The 25,260-nt window shown below is 69.3% G+C and carries 18 protein-coding genes, 2 tRNA genes and 1 pseudogene; 7 read left to right on the top strand and 14 right to left on the bottom strand.

All coding sequences use genetic code 11. From position 1 onward, the window contains the following. Nucleotides 1-114: 114 nt before the first annotated feature. Nucleotides 115-2,739, bottom strand: coding sequence for a valine--tRNA ligase (locus ACGFSB_RS01980; RefSeq protein WP_393392614.1), 2,625 nt, complete (start codon nt 2,737-2,739; stop codon nt 115-117). Nucleotides 2,740-2,875: 136 nt separating this feature from the next. Between ACGFSB_RS01980 and ACGFSB_RS01975 the strand changes: the two genes are divergently transcribed. Continuing rightward, a complete protein-coding gene (locus ACGFSB_RS01975) occupies nt 2,876-3,811 on the top strand; it encodes a hypothetical protein (protein ID WP_393392612.1) in 936 nt (311 codons plus the stop codon). 137 nt (nt 3,812-3,948) lie between these two features. Continuing rightward, nucleotides 3,949-4,866, top strand: a complete 918-nt coding sequence (locus ACGFSB_RS01970) for a hypothetical protein (RefSeq protein ID WP_393392609.1) — start codon at nt 3,949-3,951, stop codon at nt 4,864-4,866. Between the two features lie 91 nt (nt 4,867-4,957). Here ACGFSB_RS01970 and clpX read toward each other — a convergent pair whose 3' ends face one another. The 5 genes from clpX to ACGFSB_RS01945 all read right to left on the bottom strand — a co-directional run bounded on the left by clpX (nt 4,958) and on the right by ACGFSB_RS01945 (nt 9,846). Next, nucleotides 4,958-6,244, bottom strand: coding sequence for an ATP-dependent Clp protease ATP-binding subunit ClpX (clpX, locus tag ACGFSB_RS01965; protein WP_393392607.1), 1,287 nt, complete (start codon nt 6,242-6,244; stop codon nt 4,958-4,960). 156 nt (nt 6,245-6,400) lie between these two features. Beyond that, nucleotides 6,401-7,090 carry an ATP-dependent Clp protease proteolytic subunit gene (locus ACGFSB_RS01960; protein WP_393392605.1) on the bottom strand — a complete coding sequence of 230 codons (690 nt, stop codon included), beginning with the start codon at nt 7,088-7,090 and terminating at the stop codon, nt 6,401-6,403. Nucleotides 7,091-7,152: 62 nt separating this feature from the next. After that, the gene (locus tag ACGFSB_RS01955; RefSeq protein WP_249593023.1) at nt 7,153-7,758 is read right to left on the bottom strand and encodes an ATP-dependent Clp protease proteolytic subunit; all 606 of its coding nucleotides are present in this window, start codon (nt 7,756-7,758) and stop codon (nt 7,153-7,155) included. Between the two features lie 423 nt (nt 7,759-8,181). After that, on the bottom strand, nt 8,182-9,585 hold the full coding sequence (tig, locus tag ACGFSB_RS01950) for a trigger factor (RefSeq protein ID WP_393392602.1): 1,404 nt from the start codon (nt 9,583-9,585) through the stop codon (nt 8,182-8,184). A gap of 184 nt (nt 9,586-9,769) precedes the next feature. After that, nucleotides 9,770-9,846 (bottom strand) — tRNA-Pro (locus ACGFSB_RS01945). Between the two features lie 171 nt (nt 9,847-10,017). On the opposite strand from ACGFSB_RS01945, the gene ACGFSB_RS01940 reads away from it, so the two are divergent. Next, nucleotides 10,018-10,088, top strand: a tRNA-Gly gene (locus ACGFSB_RS01940). Between the two features lie 70 nt (nt 10,089-10,158). On the opposite strand, the gene ACGFSB_RS01935 is transcribed toward ACGFSB_RS01940, so the two are convergent. After that, nucleotides 10,159-12,339, bottom strand: a complete 2,181-nt coding sequence (locus ACGFSB_RS01935; protein ID WP_393392599.1) for a serine/threonine-protein kinase — start codon at nt 12,337-12,339, stop codon at nt 10,159-10,161. An 85-nt stretch (nt 12,340-12,424) separates the two neighbouring features. Beyond that, complete coding sequence (locus ACGFSB_RS01930; RefSeq protein WP_393392597.1) at nt 12,425-12,619, bottom strand: hypothetical protein; 195 nt, start codon at nt 12,617-12,619, stop codon at nt 12,425-12,427. A 620-nt stretch (nt 12,620-13,239) separates the two neighbouring features. On the opposite strand from ACGFSB_RS01930, the gene ACGFSB_RS01925 reads away from it, so the two are divergent. Next, nucleotides 13,240-14,484 carry an acyltransferase family protein gene (locus ACGFSB_RS01925; protein ID WP_393392595.1) on the top strand — a complete coding sequence of 415 codons (1,245 nt, stop codon included), beginning with the start codon at nt 13,240-13,242 and terminating at the stop codon, nt 14,482-14,484. Here the strand turns inward: ACGFSB_RS01925 and ACGFSB_RS01920 are convergent. The 3 genes and pseudogenes from ACGFSB_RS01920 to ACGFSB_RS01910 all read right to left on the bottom strand — a co-directional run. Beyond that, a pseudogene (locus ACGFSB_RS01920) lies at nt 14,481-14,660 on the bottom strand (phosphohydrolase); the annotation flags it as partial. The gene ACGFSB_RS01925 and the pseudogene ACGFSB_RS01920 sit on opposite strands and share 4 nt — an antisense overlap. 3 nt (nt 14,661-14,663) lie before the next feature. Beyond that, the gene (locus tag ACGFSB_RS01915; protein ID WP_393392592.1) at nt 14,664-17,168 is read right to left on the bottom strand and encodes an ABC transporter permease; all 2,505 of its coding nucleotides are present in this window, start codon (nt 17,166-17,168) and stop codon (nt 14,664-14,666) included. 52 nt (nt 17,169-17,220) lie between these two features. After that, a complete protein-coding gene (locus ACGFSB_RS01910; protein ID WP_393392589.1) occupies nt 17,221-18,060 on the bottom strand; it encodes an ABC transporter ATP-binding protein in 840 nt (279 codons plus the stop codon). Nucleotides 18,061-18,331: 271 nt separating this feature from the next. On the opposite strand from ACGFSB_RS01910, the gene ACGFSB_RS01905 reads away from it, so the two are divergent. Then, complete coding sequence (locus ACGFSB_RS01905) at nt 18,332-19,513, top strand: cation:proton antiporter (protein WP_393392586.1); 1,182 nt, start codon at nt 18,332-18,334, stop codon at nt 19,511-19,513. Here the strand turns inward: ACGFSB_RS01905 and ACGFSB_RS01900 are convergent. Further along, complete coding sequence (locus ACGFSB_RS01900; protein WP_393392583.1) at nt 19,499-20,659, bottom strand: PP2C family protein-serine/threonine phosphatase; 1,161 nt, start codon at nt 20,657-20,659, stop codon at nt 19,499-19,501. The two genes, ACGFSB_RS01905 and ACGFSB_RS01900, sit on opposite strands and share 15 nt — an antisense overlap. Nucleotides 20,660-20,788: 129 nt before the next feature. Between ACGFSB_RS01900 and ACGFSB_RS01895 the strand changes: the two genes are divergently transcribed. Then, nucleotides 20,789-22,018 carry a GNAT family N-acetyltransferase gene (locus ACGFSB_RS01895; RefSeq protein WP_393392580.1) on the top strand — a complete coding sequence of 410 codons (1,230 nt, stop codon included), beginning with the start codon at nt 20,789-20,791 and terminating at the stop codon, nt 22,016-22,018. Here ACGFSB_RS01895 and ACGFSB_RS01890 read toward each other — a convergent pair. Both ACGFSB_RS01890 and ACGFSB_RS01885 read right to left on the bottom strand, forming a co-directional pair. After that, on the bottom strand, nt 22,015-22,833 hold the full coding sequence (locus ACGFSB_RS01890; RefSeq protein WP_393392577.1) for an Fpg/Nei family DNA glycosylase: 819 nt from the start codon (nt 22,831-22,833) through the stop codon (nt 22,015-22,017). The two genes, ACGFSB_RS01895 and ACGFSB_RS01890, sit on opposite strands and share 4 nt — an antisense overlap. A gap of 212 nt (nt 22,834-23,045) precedes the next feature. Further along, nucleotides 23,046-23,531, bottom strand: coding sequence for a ribose-5-phosphate isomerase (locus ACGFSB_RS01885; RefSeq protein ID WP_393392574.1), 486 nt, complete (start codon nt 23,529-23,531; stop codon nt 23,046-23,048). A 183-nt stretch (nt 23,532-23,714) separates the two neighbouring features. Between ACGFSB_RS01885 and ACGFSB_RS01880 the strand changes: the two genes are divergently transcribed. Continuing rightward, nucleotides 23,715-25,211: an amino acid permease gene (locus ACGFSB_RS01880; RefSeq protein ID WP_393392572.1), complete on the top strand. Its 1,497-nt coding sequence runs from the start codon at nt 23,715-23,717 to the stop codon at nt 25,209-25,211. Nucleotides 25,212-25,260 lie beyond the last annotated feature (49 nt).

Below are 25,260 nucleotides of genomic sequence, written 5' to 3'. Positions count from 1 at the left end.
GTACCCCCCCCCCCCCCCCCCCCCCCCCCCCCCCCCCCCCCCCCCCCCCCCCCCCCCCGGGGCCCCCCCCCCCCCCCCCCCCCCCCCCCCCCCCCCCCCGTCTCCACCGCCTGACTAGGCCTGCGGGAGGCCGTCCAGCTGCGTCTGGAGTCGGGTGATGTCGGCGTCCGCCTTGGTGAGACGGCCCCGGATCTTGTCGACCACGTTGTCCGGCGCCTTCGCGAGGAACGCTTCGTTGCCGAGCTTCGCCGTGGCCTGCGCCTTCTCCTTCTCGGCCGACGCGAGGTCCTTGGCGAGGCGCTTGCGCTCCGCCGCGACGTCGATCGTGCCGGAGAGGTCGAGCGCGACCGTGGCGCCCGAGACCGGCAGGGTCGCCGTGGCCGTGAAGGCGTCGCCCTCCGGCTGGAGGCGGAGCAGTTGGCGGATGGCCGCCTCGTGCGGGGCCAGCGCCGTGCCGTCCAGGGAGAGTCGGGCCGGGACCTTCTGGCCCGGCTGGAGGCCCTGGTCGGCGCGGAAGCGGCGGACCTCCGTGATGACCTGCTGGAGCGTCTCGATCTCCTGCTCGGCGGTGGCGTCGCGGAAGCCGCTGTCCTTCGGCCACTCGGCGATCACGAGGGACTCGCGGCCGGTGAGGGTCGTCCAGAGCGTCTCCGTGACGAACGGGACGATCGGGTGCAGGAGACGGAGGGTGACGTCCAGGACCTCGCCCAGGACGCGGCCCGAGACCTTCGCCGCGTCTCCGCCGCCCATGAACGTCGTCTTGGACAGCTCGACGTACCAGTCGAAGACCTCGTCCCACGCGAAGTGGAACAGCGCGTCCGACAGCTTGGCGAACTGGTAGTCGTCGTAGAGCGCGTCGACCTCGGCGACCGTCGCGTTCAGCCGGGACAGGATCCAGCGGTCCGTTGCCGACTGCTGTTCCACGGGCGGGAGTTCGCCCTCGATCGTGGCGCCGTTCATCAGCGCGAAGCGCGTGGCGTTCCAGATCTTGTTGGCGAAGTTCCGCGAGCCCTGGACCCAGTCCTCGCCGATCGGCACGTCCGTGCCGGGGTTGGCGCCGCGGGCGAGGGTGAAGCGGACGGCGTCCGAGCCGTACTTGTCCATCCAGTCGAGCGGGTTGACCGCGTTGCCGAAGGACTTGGACATCTTCTTGCCGAACTGGTCGCGGACCATGCCGTGCAGCACGATCGTGTGGAACGGCGGGGTGCCGTCCATCGCGTACAGGCCGAACATCATCATCCGGGCGACCCAGAAGAAGAGGATGTCGTAGCCGGTGACCAGGACTGAGTTCGGATAGAACTTCGCCAGGCTGTCGGTCTGTTCGGGCCAGCCGAGCGTGGAGAACGGCCACAGGCCGGACGAGAACCAGGTGTCCAGGACGTCGCTGTCCTGGGTCCAGCCCTCGCCCGTGGGTGCCTCGTCGTCAGGGCCGACGCAGACGACCTCGCCGTTCGGGCCGTACCAGACCGGGATGCGATGGCCCCACCACAGCTGACGCGAGATGCACCAGTCGTGGAGGTTGTCGACCCAGTCGAAGTAGCGCTTCTCCATCTCCTGGGGGTGGATCTTGACCTTGCCGTCGCGGACCGCGTCACCCGCGGCCTTCGCGAGCGGGCCGACCTTGACCCACCACTGCATCGAGAGGCGCGGCTCGATGGTGGTCTTGCAGCGTGAGCAGTGGCCGACCGAGTGGGAGTACGGACGCTTCTCGGCGACGATGCGGCCCTCGGCGCGCAGCGCGCCGACGATGGCGCTGCGGGCCTCCAGGCGGTCGAGGCCCTGGAAGGGGCCGGGGACCGTGATCACGGCGTGCTCGTCCATGACCGCGATGTTCGGCAGGTCATGGCGCTGGCCGATCTCGAAGTCGTTCGGGTCGTGCGCCGGGGTCACCTTGACGCAGCCCGTGCCGAACTCGGGGTCGACGTGCTCGTCCGCGACGACCGGGATGGAGCGGTCGGTCAGCGGCAGCTTGATCAGCTTGCCGATGAGGTGCTTGTAGCGCTCGTCATCAGGGTGGACCGCGATGGCGGTGTCACCGAGCATCGTCTCGGCGCGGGTGGTGGCGACGACGACGGTCTCGTCCCCGTCGCCGTACTTCAGGGAGACGAGCTCGCCGTCGTCGTCCTGGTACTCGACCTCGATGTCCGAGATCGCCGTCAGACAGCGCGGGCACCAGTTGATGATGCGCTCGGCGCGGTAGATCAGCTCGTCGTCGTACAGCTTCTTGAAGATGGTCTGGACGGACTGCGAGAGGCCCTCGTCCATCGTGAAGCGCTCGCGCTCCCAGTCGACGCCGTCGCCGAGGCGGCGCATCTGGCCGGAGATCTGGCCGCCGGACTCGCCCTTCCACTGCCAGACGCGCTCGATGAACTCCTCGCGCCCCAGGTCGTGGCGGGACTTGCCCTCCTTGGCGAGCTCGCGCTCCACGACGTTCTGCGTGGCGATGCCGGCGTGGTCCATGCCCGGCTGCCACAGCGTCTCGAAGCCCTGCATACGCTTGCGGCGCGTGAGGGCGTCGATGAGCGTGTGCTCGAAGGCGTGGCCCAGGTGCAGGGATCCCGTGACGTTCGGCGGCGGGATGACGACGGTGTACGGGGGCTTCTCGCTCGCCGCGTCGGCGGTGAAGTAGCCGCGTTCCACCCAGCGCTCGTACAGCGTCCCCTCTACCTCGGCCGGCGCGTACTGGGTCGGCAGTTCGGTGGTGGGCGCTGAATTCTGCTGCTGAGAGTTCTCGGTCACGGAGTCAGTTTAGAGGTGTCACAGACCCGTCCCGAAACCGGATTCTTCAGTAACGGTTGCGGCCCGGCACCCCATGGGGCCTCGCCTTCGGTCAGGATGTCGGCATCACATAAGCGTTCGGAGGGGAACCCACGCAATGAGCTACAACCAGCCTGGCCCGTACGGCGGGCAGCAGCCCCAGCAGCCCGGTCCTTACGGGCAGCAGCCGGGCCAGCCTGGCCCCTACGGCCAGCAGCCGCAGGCGCCCCAGCCCGGCTACGGCTACCCCCAGCAGCCTCCGCAGGGCGTTCCCCCGCAGCAGGGCGGCTACAGCCAGCCGCAGCAGCCCGGTCCGTACGACCAGGGCCAGCAGCAGAGCCCGTACGGGCAGGTTCCGCCGCCCCCGCCCGCCGGTGGCGGCAGCGGCAAGAAGACCGGGCTCATCATCGGCGCGGTCGTCGCACTCGTCGCGATCGGCGGCGGCATCTGGTGGTTCACGGCGGGCAAGGACGACAGCTCGTCGGCGGGCAACTCGGCGGTGGCGGACGACGGGCCGCACAAGCTGGTCACGCCCGAGACGGTCCTCTCCGAGTACAAGAAGCAGGCCTCGGCCGACGGCGGCTTCGACGACGAGGACATGAAGAAGGCCGAGAAGGACGGCGTCAAGAACGGCAAGCCCGTCGACGGCGAGTACCAGTCGGGCGACAAGAGCAACCCGCTGGCGCAGAAGATGATCAAGTTCATGGGCGTCTACGGCGAGATCGACGACCCGTCCAAGGTGGTCGACGGCATGTTCGCCAAGATGAAGGAGAACGCCGCGAAGGAGGAGTCCGACACGGGTTCACCGGTCGGCACCCCCAAGAGCTTCGACGCGGACGGCGCGGTCGTGAAGTGCCAGGAGATGAAGGTCAAGGGCGGCGGCTCCGGGCCCAAGTCGATCCGTATGCCGCTCTGCATCTGGGGCGACCACAGCACCGTCGGTGTCGTGATCCCGGTCGACATGGCGAGCGCCATGACCGGCAAGAGCCCCGACCTCGGGGGCGCCGCGGACACGACGACGAAGCTCCGCAAGGAAGTCCGCGTCAAGTCCTGACGCCGATGCCCTGATGCCGAAGCCCTGACGGCGTCACCCCGCACTCCACGCTCAGCAGCAGCCCCGGTCACTCCGACCGGGGCTGCTTCCGTCAGGATGTCTCGAACACATAAGCACGCTTAGGGGGAACCCACGTCATGAGCTACAACCAACCAGGCCCGTACGGCCAGCAGCCCCAGCAGCCGGGCCCCTACGGGCAGCAGCCCGGCCCGTACGGCCAGCAGCCGCAGGCACCCCAGCCCGGCTACGGCTACCCCCAGCAGGCCCCGCAGGGCGTACCGCCGCAGCAGCCGGGCCCGTACGGGCAGCCGCCGCAGGCTCCGTACGGCCAGCAGCAGCCCCCGTACGGGCAGGTCCCGCCGCCGCCCGCCGGTGGTGGTGGCAAGAAGACCGGGCTCATCATCGGCGCGGTCGTCGCACTCGTGGCCATCGCGGGCGGCGTCTGGTGGTTCACGGCGGGCAAGGACGGCGGCTCCTCGGTCGCGGACGACGGCCCGCACAAGCTGGTCACGCCCCAGACGGTCCTCTCCGACTACAAGAAGTCCGACAGCGACAGCGGCGGCATGACCGAGTCCGACCTCAAGGACGCCGCGAAGTGGGGTGTGACGAATCCCAAGGACGTCAGCGCCTCCTACGAGTCGGGTGACAAGAGCAACCCGCTGGCGCAGAAAATGATCCAGTTCGGCGGCGTCTACGGCAAGATCGAGGACCCGGAGAAGGTCGTCGACGCCATGTTCGCCAACATGAAGAAGGAGTCCGGCGAGGGCGGTTCGGACGAGAAGGTCTCACTCGTCGGCAGCCCCGAGGCGTACGAGCCCGATGGCCTCGACGGCGCGGTCCTGAAGTGCCAGCAGGCCAAGGTGGACAACTCCGGTGTCGGCGCGACCGGGCCGAAAGAGATGAACGTGACGTACTGCATCTGGGGCGACTACAGCACCCTCGGTCTCGTCATGCCCATGGACATCGCGAGCATGGCGACGGGCAAGGGGTCCTCCCCCGAGGACTCCGCCGACATAACCGCCAAGTTCCGCAAGGAAGTTCGCGTCAAGCTCTGACGGCACCCCGCAGCCCGTCCCTTCCCGCGTCCACACGAAAGGGGCGCCCGGCGATCGAATCGCCGGGCGCCCCTTTCGCGTATGCCAGGTGCTATGCGGACTTCTGCTCGCCCGGCCCCGGACCCCGCGCGTCACGCGGCACCAGCGTCGGGTTCACATTCGAGTGGACGACGTCCGCCGTGATGACCACGCGGGCCACGTCCTTGCGGGACGGGACCTCGTACATCACCGACTGGAGGACCTCCTCCATGATGGCGCGCAGGCCACGCGCGCCGGTCTGGCGCAGGATCGCCTGGTCGGCGATCGCTTCCAGGGCCTCGCGCTCGAACTCCAGCTCCACGCCGTCGAGTTCGAAGAGGCGTTGGTACTGCTTGACGAGTGCGTTGCGCGGCTCCACCAGGATCTGGAGCAGGGCCTCGCGGTCCAGGTTGTGGACCGAGGTGATCACCGGGAGACGGCCGATGAACTCCGGGATCATCCCGAACTTCACCAGGTCCTCCGGCATGATGTCCTCGAACCGGTCCTTCTCCTGAAGCTCGCGCTTGGAGTGGATCGTGGCGCCGAAGCCGATGCCCTTCGCGCCCGCACGGGATTCGATGATCTTCTCCAGGCCCGCGAAGGCGCCGCCCACGATGAACAGGACGTTCGTCGTGTCGATCTGGATGAACTCCTGGTGCGGGTGCTTGCGGCCGCCCTGCGGGGGCACCGAGGCCGTCGTGCCCTCCAGGATCTTGAGCAGGGCCTGCTGGACGCCCTCGCCCGAGACGTCGCGCGTGATCGAGGGGTTCTCGCTCTTGCGAGCCACCTTGTCGATCTCGTCGATGTAGATGATGCCCGTCTCGGCCTTCTTGACGTCGTAGTCAGCGGCCTGGATGAGCTTCAGGAGGATGTTCTCGACGTCCTCGCCGACATAGCCCGCCTCCGTGAGCGCCGTCGCGTCCGCGATGGCGAACGGGACGTTCAACATGCGCGCGAGCGTCTGCGCGAGGAGGGTCTTCCCGGAGCCGGTCGGGCCGAGCAGCAGGATGTTGGACTTCGCGAGTTCGATCGCGTCGTCACGGCCCTGCGCGCTGCCCGTCTCACCGGCCTGCACTCGCTTGTAGTGGTTGTAGACCGCTACCGAGAGGGCCTTCTTCGCGGGCTCCTGGCCCACGACGTACCCCTCGAGGAATTCGTAGATCTCGCGAGGCTTGGGGAGTTCCTCCCAGCGCACCTCGCTCGTCTCCGCGAGCTCTTCCTCGATGATCTCGTTACAGAGGTCGATGCACTCATCGCAGATGTACACACCGGGACCTGCGATGAGCTTCTTGACCTGCTTCTGACTCTTCCCGCAGAACGAGCACTTGAGCAGATCGCCGCCGTCACCGATGCGTGCCACGAGGTGCTTCCCCTTCGCCTGGGAGACGCCACATTCAGCGACTCCTGGTGCCTCATATCCGACGGTACCTTGCCGAGCCCCCCGTTCGGGCCCCCCTTGGCACGGTTCACTTTGACGTGGACCGTGCCAAGGAACGGCAGATGCTACAGGCCTGCGTCAGACGACCGAGCCGTTGTTCATCTTCCGGGTGGAGATGATCTGGTCGATCAGGCCGTACGCCAGCGCGTCCTCGGCAGTGAGGATCTTGTCGCGCTCGATGTCGTCGCGGATCTTCTCGATCGGCGTCGTGGAGTGCTTGGCCAGCATCTCCTCCAGCTGCGCACGCATCCGGAGGATCTCGTTGGCGGCGATCTCCAGGTCGGAGACCTGACCGCGGCCCGTCTCGCTGTAGGGCTGGTGGATCAGGACGCGCGCGTTCGGAAGCGCCATGCGCTTGCCCGGCGTACCCGCCGAGAGGAGCACGGCGGCGGCCGAGGCGGCCTGGCCCATGCAGACGGTCGAGACGTCCGGCTTCACGAACTGCATCGTGTCGTAGATGGCCGTGAGCGCCGTGAAGGAGCCGCCGGGGCTGTTGATGTAGACCGAGATGTCACGGTCCGGGTCCATCGACTCCAGGCACAGGAGCTGCGCCATGACGTCGTTGGCGGACGCGTCGTCGATCTGCACGCCGAGGAAGATCACGCGCTCCTCGAAGAGCTTCGCGTACGGGTCGTACTCACGCACGCCCTGCGAGGTGCGCTCGACGAAGCGCGGGATGACGTAGCGGGATTCGGCGGTGGGGCCGGTGTACTCGGCCTGAGCGGCCTGGGTGCGCTCGTAGAGGCCGCTGCCGGGGTAGTTCTTCATCTCTGTAGGTCTCCTGAGGAGCGTGGGCTGAGGTCGGCTTCGAAAGGGCTGAGCGGTGAGGCTCAGGCTCCGGTGCCGCCGCCGCCCGGCATGCTGGCCGCGTTGGGCATGATGTCGTCGATGAGGCCGTACTCCTTGGCCTCCAGCGGGTCGAACCAGCGGTCGCGGTCCGAGTCGCGGGTGACCTGCTCGACGGTCTGGCCCGTGTGGAACGCGGTGAGGTCCGCCATCTTCTTCTTGGTGAGAAGCAGCCGCTCGGCGTGGATCTTGATGTCCGACGCGGAGCCCGCGAGTCCGGCGGAAGGCTGGTGGATCAGGATCTCGGCGTTCGGCAGCGCGAAGCGCTTGCCGGGCGTACCGGCGCTGAGCAGGAACTGGCCCATAGAGGCCGCCATGCCCATCGCGATCGTCACCACGTCGTTCTGGATGTACTGCATGGTGTCGTAGATCGCCATGCCGGCCGTGATGGATCCACCAGGGCTGTTGATGTAGAGGAAAATGTCCTTGTCCGGCTCTGCGGCAAGGAGAAGGAGCTGCGCGGTGATCTTGTTGGCGATGTCGTCGTCCACGGCCTGGCCGAGGAAGATGATCCGCTCGCCGAGCAGCCGGTTGTAGACCTGGTCGCCAAGGCCACCACCGATGGAGGGGTCGCCGGCGGCGGAGGGCATCAGATTCGTCACGTATCCACCTGCTCGTCTTACGACGGCGCCGGGCCGTCTCACGTCTTCTTCTGAGGCTAGGGACCCCGCGTGCGGGCCGCTCCGGGGCGGCTTTCGGGGACTCCCCTGCCCTCGTATTCATGGACCCTAACGCTCAGCCCCGTCCGGGGAATCCCGCAAAGGTGACTGTTCGCTGTGAGCGCAGGTTCTGGCGGGGCGCCTATTCAGCCGCTGGGGGCGCCCCGTCAGGGGCGCGGGGAACTGCGCGGCCAGCCCCCTCCGGGGCCGCAGTCGCGTCTGCCGTCGCAGGCCCCACGGCGGGTGCGGGTCGTCTCGGGTTGCTCGCGCGGTTCCCCGCGCCCCTAAGGGCGCGACAGGCCCCCGGGATCGAGATCCCGGGGGCCTGTCGTACGAGCGTCAGAGCAAGGCTGCTCAGGCCTCGGTCTTCTCTTCGGCGGCGGCCTCTGCCGGGGCCTCGGACTCGGTGGCGTCGGCGGCGACCTCCGCGGCCGTCTCCGTCTCGTCCTCGTCGTCCAGGTCGACAACTTCGCCGTTCGTGTCCTTGACCGACGCCGCCTCGACGACGACCGCGAGCGCCTTGCCGCGGGCGACCTCGCCGACCAGCATCGGGACCTGGCCGCCTTCGACGACCGCCTGGGCGAACTGGTCGGGGCTCATGTTGGAGGACTGCGCGCGACGCATGAGGTGCTCGGTGAGCTCCTCCTGGTTCACGTTCAGCTTCTCCTTGTTGACGAGCTCGTCGAGGACGAACTGCGTCTTGATGCCCTTCTCGGCCTGCTCCTTGGTCTCGGCGTCGAACTCTTCCTCGGTCTTGCCCTGGATCTCCAGGTACTTCTCGAGGTCGAGGCCCATCTGGCCGAGCTGGTGGTTCACCAGGTTGTGCTTGCGGGTCTCGATCTCGTCCGCGAGGAGCTTCTCGGGGACGGGGACCTCGACCAGCTCGAGCAGCTTCTCCAGGACACGCTCCTGGGCCTGCGTCGCCTGGTCGTACTGCTTCATGTTCTCGAGGCGCTTGCGGCTGTCCGCCTTGAGCTCGTCCAGGGTGTCGAACTCCGACGCGAGCTGCGCGAAGTCGTCGTCCAGGGACGGCAGTTCACGGGCGGCGACCTGGGTGACCTTGACGGTCACCTCGGACTCCTTGCCGGCCGCCGAGCCGCCCTTGAGCTCGGAGGTGAAGGTGGCTTCGCCACCGGCCTCCACGCCCGTCACGGCCTCGTCGATGCCCTCGAGGAGCTCGCCGGAGCCGATCGTGTAGGAGACGCCGGACGCGACGCCGTCCTCCAGGACCTCTCCGTCGACCTTGGCCTCCAGGTCGAGCGTCACGACGTCGCCGTCCTCGGCGGCACGCTCGACCGGCGAGGTGGACGCGAAGCGCTCACGGAGCTCCTCGACGGCCTTCTCGACGTCCTCATCGCTGACCTCGACCGCGTCGACCTCGACCTCGATGCCGGAGTAGTCCGGGATCTCGATCGCGGGACGGATGTCGACCTCAGCGGTGAAGTTGAGGGTCTCGTTGTCCTTCAGCTCGGTGATGTCCACCTCGGGCTGGCCCAGGACGTTGAGCTCGGCCTCGTTCACGGCCTCGGTGTAGAACTTCGGGAGCGCGTCGTTGACGGCCTCTTCGAGGACGGCGCCGCGGCCGAACCGCTGGTCGATGACTCGGGCCGGGATCTTGCCCTTGCGGAAGCCCTTCACCGTGACCTGCTGGTTGATCTTCTTGTAGGCCGCGTCGAGGCTTTCCTTGAGCTCCTCGAAGGGCACCTCAACAGTGAGCCGAACCCGAGTCGGGTTCAGGGTCTCCACGGCGCTCTTCACGGTTCGGTCTCCTTGGGGCTGACTTCTGGGGATTTTGCCCGGCCTCAGAGACACACGGGCACACAGCTTGCATAGTAACGGCAAGCGGGAGCCGACCCACAATGCGATCTTACGAAGCCGTTCGTGAGGGTGATCGCCTGGCTGATCTGGAGAGATGCTGCCGGCTGATCTGTAGGGATCCTGCTGGTCGGGGTGGCGGGATTTGAACCCACGGCCTTCCGCTCCCAAAGCGGACGCGCTACCAAGCTGCGCCACACCCCGTCGGTGCGACACGTAGGGTACATGCCCGCAGGCAGTGCGGCCCCCGCTTAATCGCGAGTGCGTACGGGGTGTGCGGCGAGGCGCTCCGACCCGCTACGATGCTTGCCGTGCCGCGGTCGCTGACCAGCACAGTGCCTTCGATGCCCTCGATGGCCTGGCGGCGCGAGCTGTGCGGGTGTAGCTCAATGGTAGAGCCCTAGTCTTCCAAACTAGCTACGCGGGTTCGATTCCCGTCACCCGCTCTGTGGCCTCCGGCCCGGTTCTTCGGAACCGGGCCGGAGGCATTTCTGCGTTTGCTGGGTCTCACTGGGCTTATGGGTTCCGTACGTCGACGGAGTACACCGAGCGGACTCCGTACGGGACGTAGAGGGCGTCGCCCACGAGGATGGGGGAGGCGCCGCCCTCCATGCCGGAGAACCGGACCGGCTCGGAGGCCCGGCCCGCTCGCGTCCAGCTCACCTCACCGGTCTCGCGGTCGAGCGCGGCCACACGGCCGCTCGGGGATGCCAGGTAGAGGTGGGTGGCGGAGGCGAGGGGCGGGCCCGGCAACTCCACCGTGGAGTTGCGGTCCCAACTCAGGCGGCCCGAGCGGGGGTCGACGGCGCGGACGCTGCCGTTGGGGAGGACGAAGTAGAGCGTGCCCCGGCTGAGCGTGACCTTCGCGATGCCGTCCTGGGAGTGGGCGAGACGGACCGTACGCCGGTCGTGCCGCTGCGCGCCCAGCGTGATGATCCGGCGGTGCGTGGTCCCGTCGGCCGCGGCGAGGAGGAGACGGCCGTCGCTCTGGCCGACGAGGGAGAGCGCACCGTTCTCCGTGACGCTCCAGCGCGGCTTGCCGGTGGCCGGGTCGAGCCGGGCGATGCGGGTGGCGTCGGAGTCGGAGTCGAGCATGGAGCAGACCAGATAGCCGTGCCCGGCCGCCTCCCGCACCTGGCAGTCCTGGCCCTCCGGGACCGGGCGCTGCCACAGTCGCTCGCCGTCGTCGGCGTCGATCAGGGCATAGGACCGCCCTCTGGGTCCGGTGAGGGTGAGGATGCCGTCGTCCGTGGCCGCCGCGGCGCCGGCCTCCAGGTCGGGGTCGGGGGCGTTGACCTCAGGGCCCTTCCCTGTCGGTGCGGTCCAGAACACGCGGCCCGTCGTGCCGTCGACGGCCTGGATCGCGTAGTCGGCGACGGCCTCGTCATCGTGGCCCCGCACGATCTCGTTGTTGCGGTAGACGAAGACGCGGCGCCCCGCGGAGCCGATGACGTCGCCCTCCTCGCTCGACTGCCCGTCCGGCGTGGGGTCGATGGGTTTGCTCCAGGCGACGTCTCCCGTGGCGAGGGAGAAGCGCGCGGCCTTCACGTCGCTGCCCGCGCAGACGAGTCCCCGCGAGACGGCGGCGCAGCTCGCGAAGGGGCCGACCGCGTCCTGGGCGTTCCCCTTGTCCTTCGCCTGCCAGGCCCGCCAGCCGTCGGGCACATCGCTGCGTCCGGCCTCGTCCGACGTCGCGAGCCGTACGACGGTTCCCGCGCCGAGGACCGCGAGCAGCACCCCGCCGACGGCCGCGCCGATCAGCAGGCGCCTGCGGCGGCGGTGTGGTGCGGGGGCCTCAGATTCCGGCTCCGTCTTCGGTTCCGGTTCCGGTTCCGTCTTCGGTTCCGGTTCCGGTTCCGGCTCCGGTTCCGGAGAAGGCGGTGGCAGGGGCTCGCCCCTCAGGAGGGCGAGGAGGTCGTCCGGGGTGGGGCGGGACTTGGGGTGCTTGGCGAGGCACTGCTCGACGAAGGGGAGCAACTCCTCGGGGACGCGGTCGAGTTCGGGGTCGCCCTCGACGACGCGGGTCGCTGTCTCGTACGGGCTCGCGCTGTCGAAGGGGCCGCGTCCCGTCGCCGCGTGCACCAGGACCGCGCCGAGCGAGAAGACGTCGGAGGGGGGTCCCACCTCGCGGGGCCTGGTGAGCTGCTCCGGGGACATGTAGGGCGGGGTGCCCATGACGCGTCCGGTCTGGGTGAGGGCGTCGCCCGCGAGGGCCTCCGCGGCGCGGGAGACGCCGAAGTCGATGACGCGGGGTCCGTCGTCCGCGAGCATCACGTTGGCCGGTTTCAGATCGCGGTGGACCATGCCGACCCGGTGGATGTCGCGCAGCGCCTCGGTCAGGCCCGCGGCGAGTTCGAGCAGCCTGTCCAGGGGCAGCGGGCCTTCGCGGCGTACGTGGGTGCCGAGGTTCTCGCCCGGTATGTAGAGGGTGGCCATCCAGGGCCGCGGGGCGCCCGCGTCGGCGTCCACGACCGGGGCGGTGAAGGCGCCGCTGACCTGGCGGGCCGCGTCGACCTCGCGGCGGAAGCGGGTGCGGAACTCGGGGTCGTCGGCGTACTGCCCGTGCACGACCTTGATCGCGAGGCGGCGTCCGGAAGCGGAGCGGGCGAGGAAGACGACGCCCATGCCGCCGGAGCCGAGCCGGTCGTCGATCGGATAGCCGCCGATCTCCGACGGATCCGATTCGCGCAGCACCATCCTCGTGGACCCCCGTCCCCGCCGACCTCATCCCCGAACGCCGGGCAGAGGAGGCAGCGTACGCAATGGAGGTCGCGTACGCCGCTCAGAAGCTGATCGAGTTGATGGTCTCGGCCACCTCATTGAGGAAGCGGTTTATGGAGGGCGCCATTCCAGTTGAGGCGAGGAAGAACCCGAAGAGCACCGCGACGATCGCGGGCCCCGTCTTGATCGATCCCCCGCGGATCAGCACCACAAGGATGATCGCCAACAGCAACACAACTGACAGCGAAATGGCCACACTGATCACACCCTAGGTCGGTCTCTCCCCGGCCCGGGGGGTACGACCCCGCACACCCCCGCCAGGACCATCGTGCCACCAACACGCCATCCATATGCGGCCGGTGACACATCGTCGGCCAACGCCGCACCTGCCCGGCGCGGACCCGGCGCGCGGGGGCGCCCTTGGGGCGTATGAACTCCGCGCCCCCGCACGGCAATTCGAGGCCCGCGCGCAGCCACTAATTCGGCTTGATCGTTTCCATTGCCACACAACTCGTTCGCCAGAAATTCGAATTGTTGCCGGACGCACATCACCGGCTCCACAAAGGCCCAATCAATCGGACATTTCGCCAGAGTCGCCTGCGGGCGTTATGCGATGTTTAAGGGGGATGAGTTGTGACGTACTGGACATATCATCCGGTGTTTTGGAGTGGAATCACCAGGTGGCTCCTGCGATTCCCCGGGTACTCGGACCCCTAATAGCCGACCACCGTCCGTGAGGGAGATGACGACTGGCTTGAGGGTTTTACGAAAACACTGGGGCGACGCTAGGGTGCCTCAGATGTTCCACGCTGCCACCATCCCCGCAGGCGCAGTGCGGTCCCGGGTCGTCTCACCTAGTTCTTGGTGGGAGGGCCTGTGACGAACTCGGTTCACCCGCACGGCCGCCACCGGGCGCCGCTCCCCCCGGCACAAGTGCCGGCGGACGGAGTACCTGGCCCCCGCGCCCCCCAGTCCACCATGGCCGCGACCGTTCCCCACGCCCCGGTCGGCACCACCGCTCGAACCGGCTCCACGGGCCATCCCGCACCCACGGGCAGACCCGCATCGACGAGCCAACCCGCCAAGCAGCGCGACGCGTTCTTCGACAACGCCAAGTATCTGGCGATCGTCCTGGTCGCGATGGCGCACGCCTGGGAACCTCTGACGGATCACAGCCGCGTCGCCGAAGCGCTGTACATGACCGTCTACACGTTCCACATGCCGGCGTTCATCCTCATCTCCGGCTACTTCTCACGCAGCTTCGACATGCGGTCCGACCGCCTCAAGCGCCTGGTGACCGGCGTCGCTGTGCCGTATGTCATCTTCGAAGTCGCGTACACCTTCTTCAAGCGCTACGCGGACGACGATCCGACGCAGCCGATCAGCCTGCTCGACCCCTGGTACCTCACCTGGTTCCTGGTCGCGCTCTTCGTCTGGCGGCTCACCACCCCGCTGTGGAAGCTGGTCCGCTGGCCGATTCCGCTCGCGCTCGCCATCGCCGTGCTTGCCACGATCTCGCCGGACATCGGTGACGATCTCGATCTGCAGCGCGTGCTGCAGTTCCTGCCCTTCTTCGTGCTCGGCCTGTTCATGAAGCCCGAGTACTTCCAGCTGGTGCGGCGGCGCGAGGTGCGGCTCCTCTCCATCCCCATCTGCGCGAGCGCACTGCTCCTCGCGTACTGGGCAGGACCGCGGATGACCTCGGCCTGGTTCTACCGCCGGGACAGCGCGCAGGAGTTGGGTGCGCCGTGGTGGGCCGGTGTCGTGATGACGCTGGCGCTGTTCGGTTGCTCCGCCATCATGACCGCGTGCTTCTTCGCGTGGGTGCCGCGCAGGAAGATGTGGTTCACGGTGCTCGGCGCGGGCACGCTGTACGGCTACCTGCTGCACGGCTTCCTCGCCAAGGGCTCGCGCTTCTGGGGCTGGTTCGACGATTACGCGTGGCTGCACAAGCCTGCGGGCGAGGTGTTCGTGTCACTGGTGGCCGCGTCGGTGATCACGCTGTTGTGTACGCCTCCGGTGCAGCGGATGTTCCGCTTCGCGATGGAGCCGAAGATGGAGTGGGCGTTCAAGCGGGACGCCGCCGCGGTGGCCCGGGAGCGGGCCAAGACCTCTCCCTAGGCCGGTGGCTCGACGCCCAGCAGGGCGCGCATGTTGGCGTACTTCGCTGTGAGGCGGGTGCGGGTCGGCCCGTCTAGCGCTGCTAGGCGGGCCGGGTTCGCGTTGTGGGCCAGGTCCGCCTCCTTCACCAAGCGGGCGCCGGGGGTTTCCAGGATGCGGGTGGCGTAGGCCGCCGGTGATCAGCGCGCGCCCCGCAACGCCGCCCTCGCGGGCAGCGCCGTCGCCGCGAGGCCGAGGGCCAGCGTCGCCGCCACGAAGGATCCGTACGTCAGCGGCGGGATGTACGGCCCCTCCCCCGTCAGGCCGTTCATCATGGGGGTCAGCGTCGCGAGCGCGATGCCGGAGCCGATCACGATGCCCGCGCAGGCGACGAGCAGCGCCTCCCAGCGCACCATCCGCATCACCTGACTCCGCGTGGAGCCGATCAGGCGCAGTGTGCTGAGCTCCTGGCGGCGGTCCAGGACCGTCATCACCAGGGTGTTGACGGCGGCGACCGCCGCGAAGCCGCCGAGTACGGCCGCCATCACCGTGTTCGCCCAGGCGTTGACCGCACGGTCCGTGGACTGGGCGGTGGCGTAGCCGTCCCGGTCCTGGAGCGTGCCGAGGGAGGTGAGGGCGCTGGGGGCCGCCCCCTTCGTCCAGATCTCCGAGGAGAAGGACGAGGTGACGTGCCGCTTCAAGTCGGCTGCGGGGATGGTGACTTGGGAGAGGCCGAGGCCTCGGCCGTACGTGGCCACCACCTTCGGGGACGCCTTCGTACCGTCGGGCAGCCGCAGGGCAAGGCGCTCGCCCGTCTGCACGTGCGCGGACTCCGCCAGCTTCGCGTCGACGGCGATCTCGCCCTTGCCGAGTGACGCCGTCGTGCCCGTCCTGACGTCCAGGTCCTGCACCTTGGCGAGGTTGCGGGACGAGCCCGTCACGCCCTGGGTCGATGCCGACTCGAGCCAGGCGTCGCCGCCCGAGCCCTGGGCCACCAGGACGGAGGTCTTGAGCAGGCCCACGGCCGAGGTGACGCCCGGCGCCCGAGCCGCCTTCGTGACGCCCGCGGCGGTCACGCCCGCCCCCGAGGCCGTCACGATGTGGTCCGCGGTGATGCCGTCGCGCTGCTGGTCGGCGGCGACCCGGTCCTCGCTGGTGTGCATGAAGACGAGGGTCGAGGAGAAGGCCATCGCGAGGACGATCGGAGTGATCGCCGAGGCGAGGCGGCGGGCGTTCGTACGGGAGTTGGCGGCGGCGAGCGAGGCCGATGCTCCCGCGCCGCGCAGCGGAAGTCCGAACAGGGCCGCACAGCCACGGGCGACCAGCGGGCCGAGCAGGGCCACGGCGAGCATGAACAGCATGACGATGCCGAGCGCCGTATTGGCCGCGTCGTCGCCCGTCATGGAGGAGGCGACCCCGGCGAGCACGCAGCCGCCGACGGCCGCCGCGATGCCAAGGGGCGTACGGATCCAGCCGGGGCGGAGCCGCTCCACCGAGGACTCGCTCAAGGCCTGGCCCGGCCTGATCCGGGAGGGTCGGCGGGCCGCCAGGTATCCGGAGACCAGCGCGGTGAGCACGGCGCCGCCGATCGCCGCGACGAGCGGGATGAACGAGATGGAGAGGTCCAGGGCCTCCGGGATCGCGCCCTTCTCCTTCAGCTGCCCGAACCACCAGCCGGCCAGGGCCATTCCGGGCAGTACGCCGACCGCTCCGGCGAGGGGTGCGACGAGCAGGGCCTCGGTGGCGATGGTGCGGCGGATCTGCCGGGGTGTCGTGCCGATGGCCCGCAGCAGCGCGTACTCGCGGGCCCGCTGGCCGACGGAGAGCGCCACGGTGCCCGCGGCGGTGAACATGGCCACCATGGTGGCGATCCCGCCGAAGGAGCCGCCGAGCCCGGTGAGCATCTCCTTGGCGTAGGCGAGCTCGGAGCCCTCGGCCTCGCTGCGGTCGTCGCCGGTGTGGACGGCGGCCTTCTTACCGAGGGCGTGCGCCACCCGGGCCTTGAGGGCGTCGTCCGTGACGCCGTCCTTGGGCAGGACGGCGATGGCGTCGATGCGGTCGGGGTGGCCGGAGACTCGTACGGCATCGGAGTCGGCGAACCACGCGGTGGGTTCGCCCTGTTGGGCCCGGACCGTGCCGGAGACCCGGAAGTCGCGCGGCCCGTCCGCCGTGGTGAGCGTGGTGTGCTCGCCGACGGACGCGCCGGGTGCGGCGAGGACGACCTCGCCGGGCTGCGGGGCGCGGCCCGCGGTCAGCTTCTCGCCGGTGAAGGACGTGGAGCCCCAGCCGTGCGCGGTGACACTCTTGCCGCCGGACTGCACGGGGAAGGTGACGTCCGCGACGGCGGTGCGCGCGCCGGGCACCGAACCCGCCTTCGCCACCAGGGAGTTGTCGATGCGGGCCTGGTCGGGCAGTGGCGTGTTCGACTCGGAGCGGTTCTCGCCGCTGCCCGAGACGAAGTGGACCTGCTGTTCGGCGGCGGCCACCACGGGCGCGGCGGCGTACCGGGTGGGCGGCACCGATGCGCGCACCCCCGTCTCCAGGAGGATGCCGCAGGCGGACACGATCATCGCGGCCATCATCAGCGCGACGAACGTGCCGGCGAAGGCGGCGGGTTTGAAGCGGATCGCTGCGCGGGCGAGGCCGTTGGGCATCAGGGTTCTCCGGAAGTTGGAGCGCCCCAAAGGGGCGCGGGGCTGTGACATGTGCGGCTCCGCCGCGTGGGCGCGGCCAGCCACATCCGGCCCGCAGGTGTACTCAGGCCGCGGCAGTTGCGTGGATGGGAGCCGTCAGGGTCGCCATACGCCGTGCGATGAGCGCCGCGGAGGCCCGCTCCAGGCGGTCCACGATCGCGCCGTCGGCAAGGAAGAGGACCCGGTCCGCGTAAGCCGCGGCGGCCGGATCGTGGGTGACCATGACGACGGTGGCGCCCATACCATCGACAGCGGAGCGCAACAGGCCGAGGATCTCGGCGGCCGTGGTGGTGTCCAGGGCGCCGGTCGGCTCGTCGGCGAAGATCACGTCCGGGTTCGTGACCAGGGCGCGGGCGATCGCGACGCGCTGCTGCTGGCCGCCGGAGAGCTCGCCGGGGCGGCGCTTGTGCTTGTCGGCGCCGAGGCCGACGCGGGCCAGGATGTCGGACGCCTTGCGGCGGTCGGGGCGGTGGCCCGCGAGGCGCATCGGCAGGACGACGTTCTGCTCGACGGTCAGCGAGGGCAGCAGGTTGAAGGCCTGGAAGACGAAGCCGAGGCGGGTGCGGCGCAGGGCGGTCAGCTTGTTCTCGCTCATGGAGGTGATCTCCGTGCCGCCGAGGCGCACCGTGCCCGCGGTCGGCCGGTCGAGCCCGGCGGCGCACTGCAGGAACGTGGACTTGCCGGAGCCGGACGGGCCCATGACGGCGGTGAAACTGCCGCGTTCCAGGGCGAGGTCGATGCCGCTGAGGGCATGGACGGCGCCGGAGCCCTTGCCGTACCTGCGGCGTACGCCGTGCAGTTCGACGGCCCAGTCGGCGCCACGGGGCACCTCAGTGGGCATCGGGGGCACCGCCCCCTCGCGCTCGACGCCCGCTTCGGATCGCTTCTTGCGCCGCAGCCCCATGGCCTTCTCCGCCTTCCGTAGGTGATGCCTCGAACGTACGGATTCGGGGGCTCTGTGGACCATGAGGTCCCCCGGCGAATCGGGGGTGGGGATAGCCCCCGCAGAAGGCGGATGTACGCCCTACATAGTTGCTGTCTAAATCATTTGGTAAGCTAACTATTGACGAGTTCTTGACGCTCCCTTTGCCATTCGTGTGCGCTTCACGCGTGTGGGGGCGTCGCCGACTACCAGGAGGAACGGGCCCATCGGACACGCAGACACCCTGATAGCCATGGGCGGCGCCTTTCTCGCCGCCGCCGTACTCGCCCGCGTGGGCGGCCGTATCGGACTCCCCACCATCCCCCTCTTCATCCTGGCCGGGATCCTCCTCGGCCCGCACACTCCCGGCGTGGTCCTGCTCTCCGACCCCCACGACCTGGAGATGCTCTCGGCGCTCGGCCTGGTCCTGCTGCTCTTCTACCTGGGCCTCGAGTTCCACATGGACGACCTCAAGACGGGTGGCCGCAAGATGGCCCTCGCCGGAGGCACGTATCTCGCGCTGAACGTCGGCGCGGGCCTCGGCTTCGGATTCGCCCTCGGCTGGGGCACCTCCGAAGCGCTGGTCCTCGCCGGAGTGCTCGGCATCTCCTCGTCGGCGATCGTCACCAAGGTCCTGGTCGACACCGGCAGGCTCGGCAATCCGGAGACGAAGCCGATCCTCGGCATCATCGTCGTCGAGGACATCTTCCTCGCGCTCTACCTGGCCGCGCTCCAGCCGATCCTGTCCGGCTCGGACAGCCTCGCCTCGGCCGTCATGGACGGCGGCAAGGCCTTCGGCTTCCTGCTGCTCCTCGCGCTCGCGGCTCGCTTCGGCACCAAGGTCGTCGGGCGGCTCATGGACACCCGCGACGACGAGCTGCTCGTCATCTCCTTCCTCGGAGCCGCGGTCTTCGTCGCCGGAGTCTCGGAGTGGTTCGGGGTCGCGGACGCGATCGGCGCGTTCATGGTGGGTCTGATGCTGGGCAGTACGACGTCCGGCGAACGCATCCGCAAGCTGGTGCACCCCCTGCGGGACGCGTTCGGGGCGATCTTCTTCTTCGCCTTCGGGCTCTCGATCGACCCGGGCGACCTGCCCGTCGTGCTCTGGCCGGTGCTCGCCGCCGTGGCGGTCACGCTGCTGATGAACGTCCTCGCGGGAATCGGCGCGGCACGTGTGTACGGCTTCGGGCCGGGCCCCGCGGCGAACATCTCCACCACGCTGCTCGCGCGCGGCGAGTTCGCCCTGATCCTGGCGACCATGGCGGCGACCGCGGGCCTCGACGAGCGCCTCTCCCCCTTCATCGCGGGGTACGTGCTGGTGCTCGCGGTACTCGGCCCGCTGGCCGCGGGACGCTCGCAGTGGCTTGCCCGGATCCTGCCGGGCAAGCGCGCGACCGCCCCCGATCCCGAGCCCGAACTGTCAGGCGCCCGCTGACGGCTCCCGGCAGATCAGGAGCAGCGCACGGTCGTCGTTGACGTCCCTGGCGACGGCCTCGATCAGATGCCACGCCGCGCCGTGGAAGCCGCCCGCCACATAGCGGTCGGCTTCCCCGGTGAGCCGGTCGATGCCCTCGCTGATGTCGCGGTCGGAGGTCTCGACGATGCCGTCCGTGAACAGCATCAGTACGTCACCGGGGCGCAGGGAGCCCTTCACCGGGTCGAACTGCGCCCCGTCGTAGACCCCCAGGAGCGGGCCCTCCGCTGTCTTCTCCTCCCAGCGGCCGCTGCCCGCGCTGAGCTGGAGGCCCGGCGGGTGGCCCGCCGAGAAGAGTTCGTAGTCGCCGGTCTCCAGATCCAGGACGAGATGGATGGAGGTCGCGAAGCCCTCGTCCCAGTCCTGGCGCAGGAGATAGCCGTTGGCGGCGGTCAGGAAGGCGTGCGGCGGCAGCGAGCCGAGCAGGCCGCCGAAGGCGCCCGACAGGAGCAGGGCGCGGGAGCCCGCGTCCATGCCCTTGCCCGAGACGTCCGTGAGGACGACCTCCAGGGTGCGGCCGCCGTTCGTGCGGGCCGCGACCACGAAGTCGCCCGAGAAGGACTGGCCGCCCGCGGGGCGCAGCGCCATCTCACGGTGCCAGCCCCGGGGCAGCGGGGGCAGCTTGCTCTGTACGCGGATACGTTCGCGCAGGTCGAAGAGCATCGTGCCGCCGCCGCGCCACGGCACCCCGACCCGGCTGCGGAACTGCGCGATGATCAGCCCGAAGAAGCCGCAGGCCGCGACGACGAGGACCACTCCGGGCGTGACCCGGGACGACCCTTGGGTGTACGGGCCGAGCTGGACGGACTCCACGATGAGCGCGGCAGCGGCAGCCGCGTACAGGCCGAGCAGGCTGGAGGGCCGCAGGAGCAGCCCGCCCGCCACGATGGGCAGGACGAGCGCGGACGGCGCGCACCACACGTGGTTGACGATGGTGCAGAAGGTGATCACCGGGATGGTGAGGAGCAGGCCCGCGAGCGCGATCCAGTCCGAGCCGTCGCCTCTGAAGTAGTCGACCCCGGATTTGCGCAGCCCTATCCGCACCCGGTGGATCCGCTTCTTCATCCGGGCTGTAAACGTCTCGGCTTCCGCTCGCCTGCCTGCCATTGCTCCCGGACCCTATCCACCGGGCCAGCCACTTCGCACGGGAGGTGCCCGTTGTCCCCCGTCAGGGGCATGGTGTCAGCGCGCGGAAATCCTGTCGCCCCGCCCGCTTCACCCTGGTAGGCATGGCATATGACGACGGAAATGCGGGAGTTGCGCCAGGAAGACTGGGACGAGTACTACGGCACGCTGGAGACCGCCTTCGGTGGCGTCGCCGAGTCGAAGGAGGAGCACGAGCTCTGGAACGCGCTGACCGAGTTCGACCGATTCTTCGGCACCTGGGAGGGCGAGACCTGCGTCGGCACGACGGGAGCGTTCAGCTTCCGCTTGTCCGTGCCTGGCGGCTCCTTGGTTGACGCGGCCGGCGTGACGATGGTCGGCGTCGCGGCGACGCACCGGCGGCGGGGCATCCTGACGTCGATGATGCGGCGCCAGCTCGACGACGTACGCGCGAGGGGTGAGGCCCTGGCCGTCCTGACCGCATCCGAGCCCGTCATCTACGGACGGTTCGGGTACGGCGCGGCGACGCAGCAGCTGAAGGCCGAGATCGACACGTCGCGGGTCCGGCTCTCCGTCCCGGCGGGCACCGATGATGTGCGCCTTCGGTACGCCAAGCCCGCCGACGTCCACGAGGCCTGCGAGGCGCTGTACGCGCGGCGGGTGACCGAGCGCCCGGGGATGCTGGCCCGGCAGCCCGGCTGGGAGCGGCTCGGACTGCTCGACCCGGAGAGCGATCGGCACGGCGCGTCGCCGTTGCAGTGCGTGGTCGCTGAGCGGGACGGGGAGCTCGTCGGATACACGCGCTTTCGCGTGAAGCCGGACTGGGACGTGGCGGGCCCCAAGGGCACGGTCAAGCTGAGCGATCTGGAAGCGCTCGACCCCGCGGCCTACGCGTCGCTGTGGCGGTTCCTCTTCGACATCGACCTGACCTCGCAGGTCGAGGCGCACAGCCGCCCGATGGACGACGCGATGCTTCAGCTCGTCTCGGACGTGCGGCGGTGCAGGATCCAGGTGCGGGACTCGCTCCACGTACGTCTGGTCGAGGTGGGCGCCGCTCTCGAAGCCCGCACCTACCGGGCGCCGTTGAACCTGGTGCTGGAAGTCGACGACGCCTTCTGCCCCTGGAACGCGGGGCGTTGGCGACTCAAGGGCGACCTGAAGGGCGCGACCTGCGAGCGCACCGAGGACGAAGCCGATCTCGCCCTGTCCGTACGGGAGTTGGGCTCGGCCTACCTCGGCGGCGTGACCCTGACGTCACTCGCGGCCGCGGGCCGGGTGCGGGAACTGCGGCCCGGCGCCCTCGCGGAGGCGACGCTGGCCTTCGGGTCGGATGTCGCGCCGTGGCTGCCGCACGGGTTCTAGGCGTTCTGCTGGCAGCCGGAGCACCAGAAGAGGTTGCGGGCGGCGAGATCGGCGGTGCGGATCTCGCCGCCACAGATGTGGCAGGGCATGGTGGCCCTGCGGTACACGTAGACCTCGCCGCCGTGGTCGTCCACGCGTGGCGGGCGGCCCATCGCCTCCGGCGTGTGCTCGGGCCTGACGGTGTCGATGCGGTTGAGGCGTACGCCCTCGCGCATCAGGGCGGCCAGGTCGTCCCAGATCGCCGTCCACTGGGCGGTCGTGATGTCCCTGCCCAGGGTGTACGGATCGATGCCGTGCCGGAAGAGGACCTCGGCGCGGTAGACGTTGCCGACGCCCGCGATGACCTTCTGGTCCATGAGGAGCGCGGCGATGGTGGTGCGGCTGCGGGATACGCGGCGGTAGGCCTTCTCCGGGTCGTCCGCCTTCCGGAGCGGGTCCGGGCCGAGGCGGGCGTGTATCGCCTGCTTCTCCTCGTCCGTGATGAGGGCGCAGGTCGTGGGACCCCTCAGATCCACGTAGGCGCCCTTGGTCGCCAGGCGGAGGCGGACGGTGTCCGTGGGCGGGTTCGCTGCCGCCGTCCCGCCGAAGGTGACCTTGCCGAAGAGGCCGAGGTGGATATGGACCCAGCCGGTTTCGGCGAAGCCGAGGAAGAGGTGCTTGCCGTGGGCTTCGGCGGTGTCCATCTCCTGGCCGGTGAGGAGGGCGGCACTGTCGGAGAATTTGCCCTGGGGGCTGCTTACCCGGAGGGGTCCACGGTTCTCGAACCGGTCCCTGTGATCGGCTGCCAGCCGGTGGATGGTGTGCCCCTCCGGCACGGGTCCTCCTGGGGTCGGGTGAGGGCGGGTTCTTCTTTCCCCAACCCCGCCCCTACCCGATTCCTTCCGGCTGCGCCGGCCTCGAGGTGACCGGAAAATCACCGGCTCCGCCGAGTTCGCCCTCAAACGCCGGACGGGCTGAAAAGGGTGGGTGGGGAAGATCCGCCGCGAAACGGCGTTGGAGGGGCTGCGCAACAGCCCCTCCGGGGGCGCTACTGCTGCGGGTGGCCCGCCGGGATGGGGGGCAGGTCGCCCGTCGTCTCGTAGGCGGAGAGCATCTCGATGCGGCGAGTGTGGCGGGCCTCGCCCGAGTAGGGGGTCGCGAGGAAGATCTCGACGAACTTCGTCGCCTCTTCCCGGGTATGCATCCGCCCGCCGATCGACACCACGTTCGCATCGTTGTGCTCACGCCCGAGCGCAGCGGTCTGCTCGCTCCACGCGAGAGCGGCCCGTACGCCCTTCACCTTGTTCGCGGCGATCTGCTCCCCGTTGCCGGAGCCCCCGATCACGATGCCGAGCGACTCAGGGTCCGCCGCCGTCTTCTCCGCGGCGCGGAGGCAGAAGGGGGGGTAGTCGTCCTGGGCGTCATAGATGTGGGGCCCGCAGTCGACGGGCTCGTGGCCGTGGCTCTTGAGCCAGTCGACCAGGTGGTTCTTCAGTTCGTAGCCGGCATGATCCGAGCCGAGGTACACGCGCATGTGAATGAGTGTGGCACGTCACGGGGCGGGGATCGGCGACCGGGGGCAGAGGGCCGGGGGCAAGGGGGCCGGGAGGCAGGGGCAGGGGGCCGGAATACAACGATCCGGAGTCGGGACTTCCGTCACGTGCACCCCTGAGTTTGAATGCGGGAGCTCGTGACCCGAGAACTTAAGGATTCGTCCATGACCTCGCAACCCTCCCTTGCGAAGGCAGACCGCAGCCCCAACGAACCTGGGGATCCGCAGTCTGGAGACACCGGTGACGGCCTCAAGGCCGGGCTGAAGAACCGCCACCTCTCCATGATCGCCATCGGTGGCGTCATCGGAGCGGGCCTCTTCGTCGGCTCAAGCTCCGGTATCGCCGCCGCAGGGCCCGCCATCCTCGTCTCGTACGCCCTCGTCGGCACGATGGTCGTCCTCGTGATGCGGATGCTCGGCGAGATGGCCGCCGCACGGCCCACCTCCGGCTCCTTCTCCACCTACGCGGACCAGGCACTCGGCCGCTGGGCCGGTTTCTCGATCGGCTGGCTGTACTGGTTCTTCTGGGTCGTGGTGCTCGCGGTGGAGGCCACCGCCGGCGCCGTCATCCTCAACGGATGGATACCGGCCGTACCGCAGTGGGGCTGGGCACTCATCGTGATGGTGGTGCTCACCGCGACGAACCTCGTCTCGGTCGGCTCCTACGGCGAGTTCGAGTTCTGGTTCGCCGGGATCAAGGTCGTCGCCATCGGCGGGTTCGTGATCATCGGTCTGCTCGCCGTCTTCGGCGTGCTGCCCGGTTCGGACAACCCCGGCGCCGGATTCGCGCACCTCACCGACGCGGGCGGATTCATGCCCAACGGTGCGGGCGCCATCCTCACCGGTGTGCTCATGGTCGTCTTCTCGTTCATGGGCTCGGAGATCGTCACGCTGGCCGCCGGTGAGTCCGAGGACCCGCAGCGCGCCGTCACCAAGGCGACGAACAGCGTCATCTGGCGTATCGGCGTCTTCTACCTGGGCTCGATCTTCGTCGTCATCACGCTGCTTCCGTGGAACGACAAGACGATCATGAAGGACGGTTCGTACGTCGCCGCGCTCAACTCGATCGGCATTCCGCACGCCGGTCAGGTCATGAACGTCATCGTCCTCACCGCCGTCCTCTCCTGTCTCAACTCCGGCCTCTACACCGCATCCCGCATGGCCTTCTCGCTCGGCCAGCGCGGTGACGCGCCCAAGGCCTTCGCGCGCACCAACTCGCGCGGTGTGCCGCAGACCGCCATCCTCGGCTCCGTCGTGTTCGGCTTCGTCGCCGTCTGGTTCAACTACCAGTGGCAGGACACCGTCTTCGACTTCCTGCTCAACTCGTCGGGCGCGGTGGCTCTCTTCGTCTGGCTGATGATCGCGTTCACGCAGCTGCGGATGCGCGGCATCATCCTGCGCGAGGAGCCGGAGAAGCTCGTCGTGAAGATGTGGCTCTTCCCGTACCTGACCTGGGTCACGATCGCGATGATCTCGTTCGTGCTCGTCTACATGCTGACCGACGAGGCCGGGCGCAAGCAGGTGCTGCTCTCGCTCCTCGCCGCCGCGTTCGTGGTGGTCTTCTCCGTCGTACGGGACAAGGTGCGGCCCCGCGCCGACACCGACGCGAGTGTCGATATCGACACGGACACCGACACGGTCGACACCGGCGTCGACGCCTAGCCGGTGCGTACACGCGATCCGGGCGGCTTCGTGCCGCCCGGATCGCGTG

The organism is Streptomyces sp. NPDC048441 (assembly GCF_043200235.1).
GTDB lineage: Bacteria > Actinomycetota > Actinomycetes > Streptomycetales > Streptomycetaceae > Streptomyces.
The sequence above is the reverse complement of the archived record's forward strand: the minus strand, read 5'-3'. Positions and strand labels throughout refer to the sequence as shown.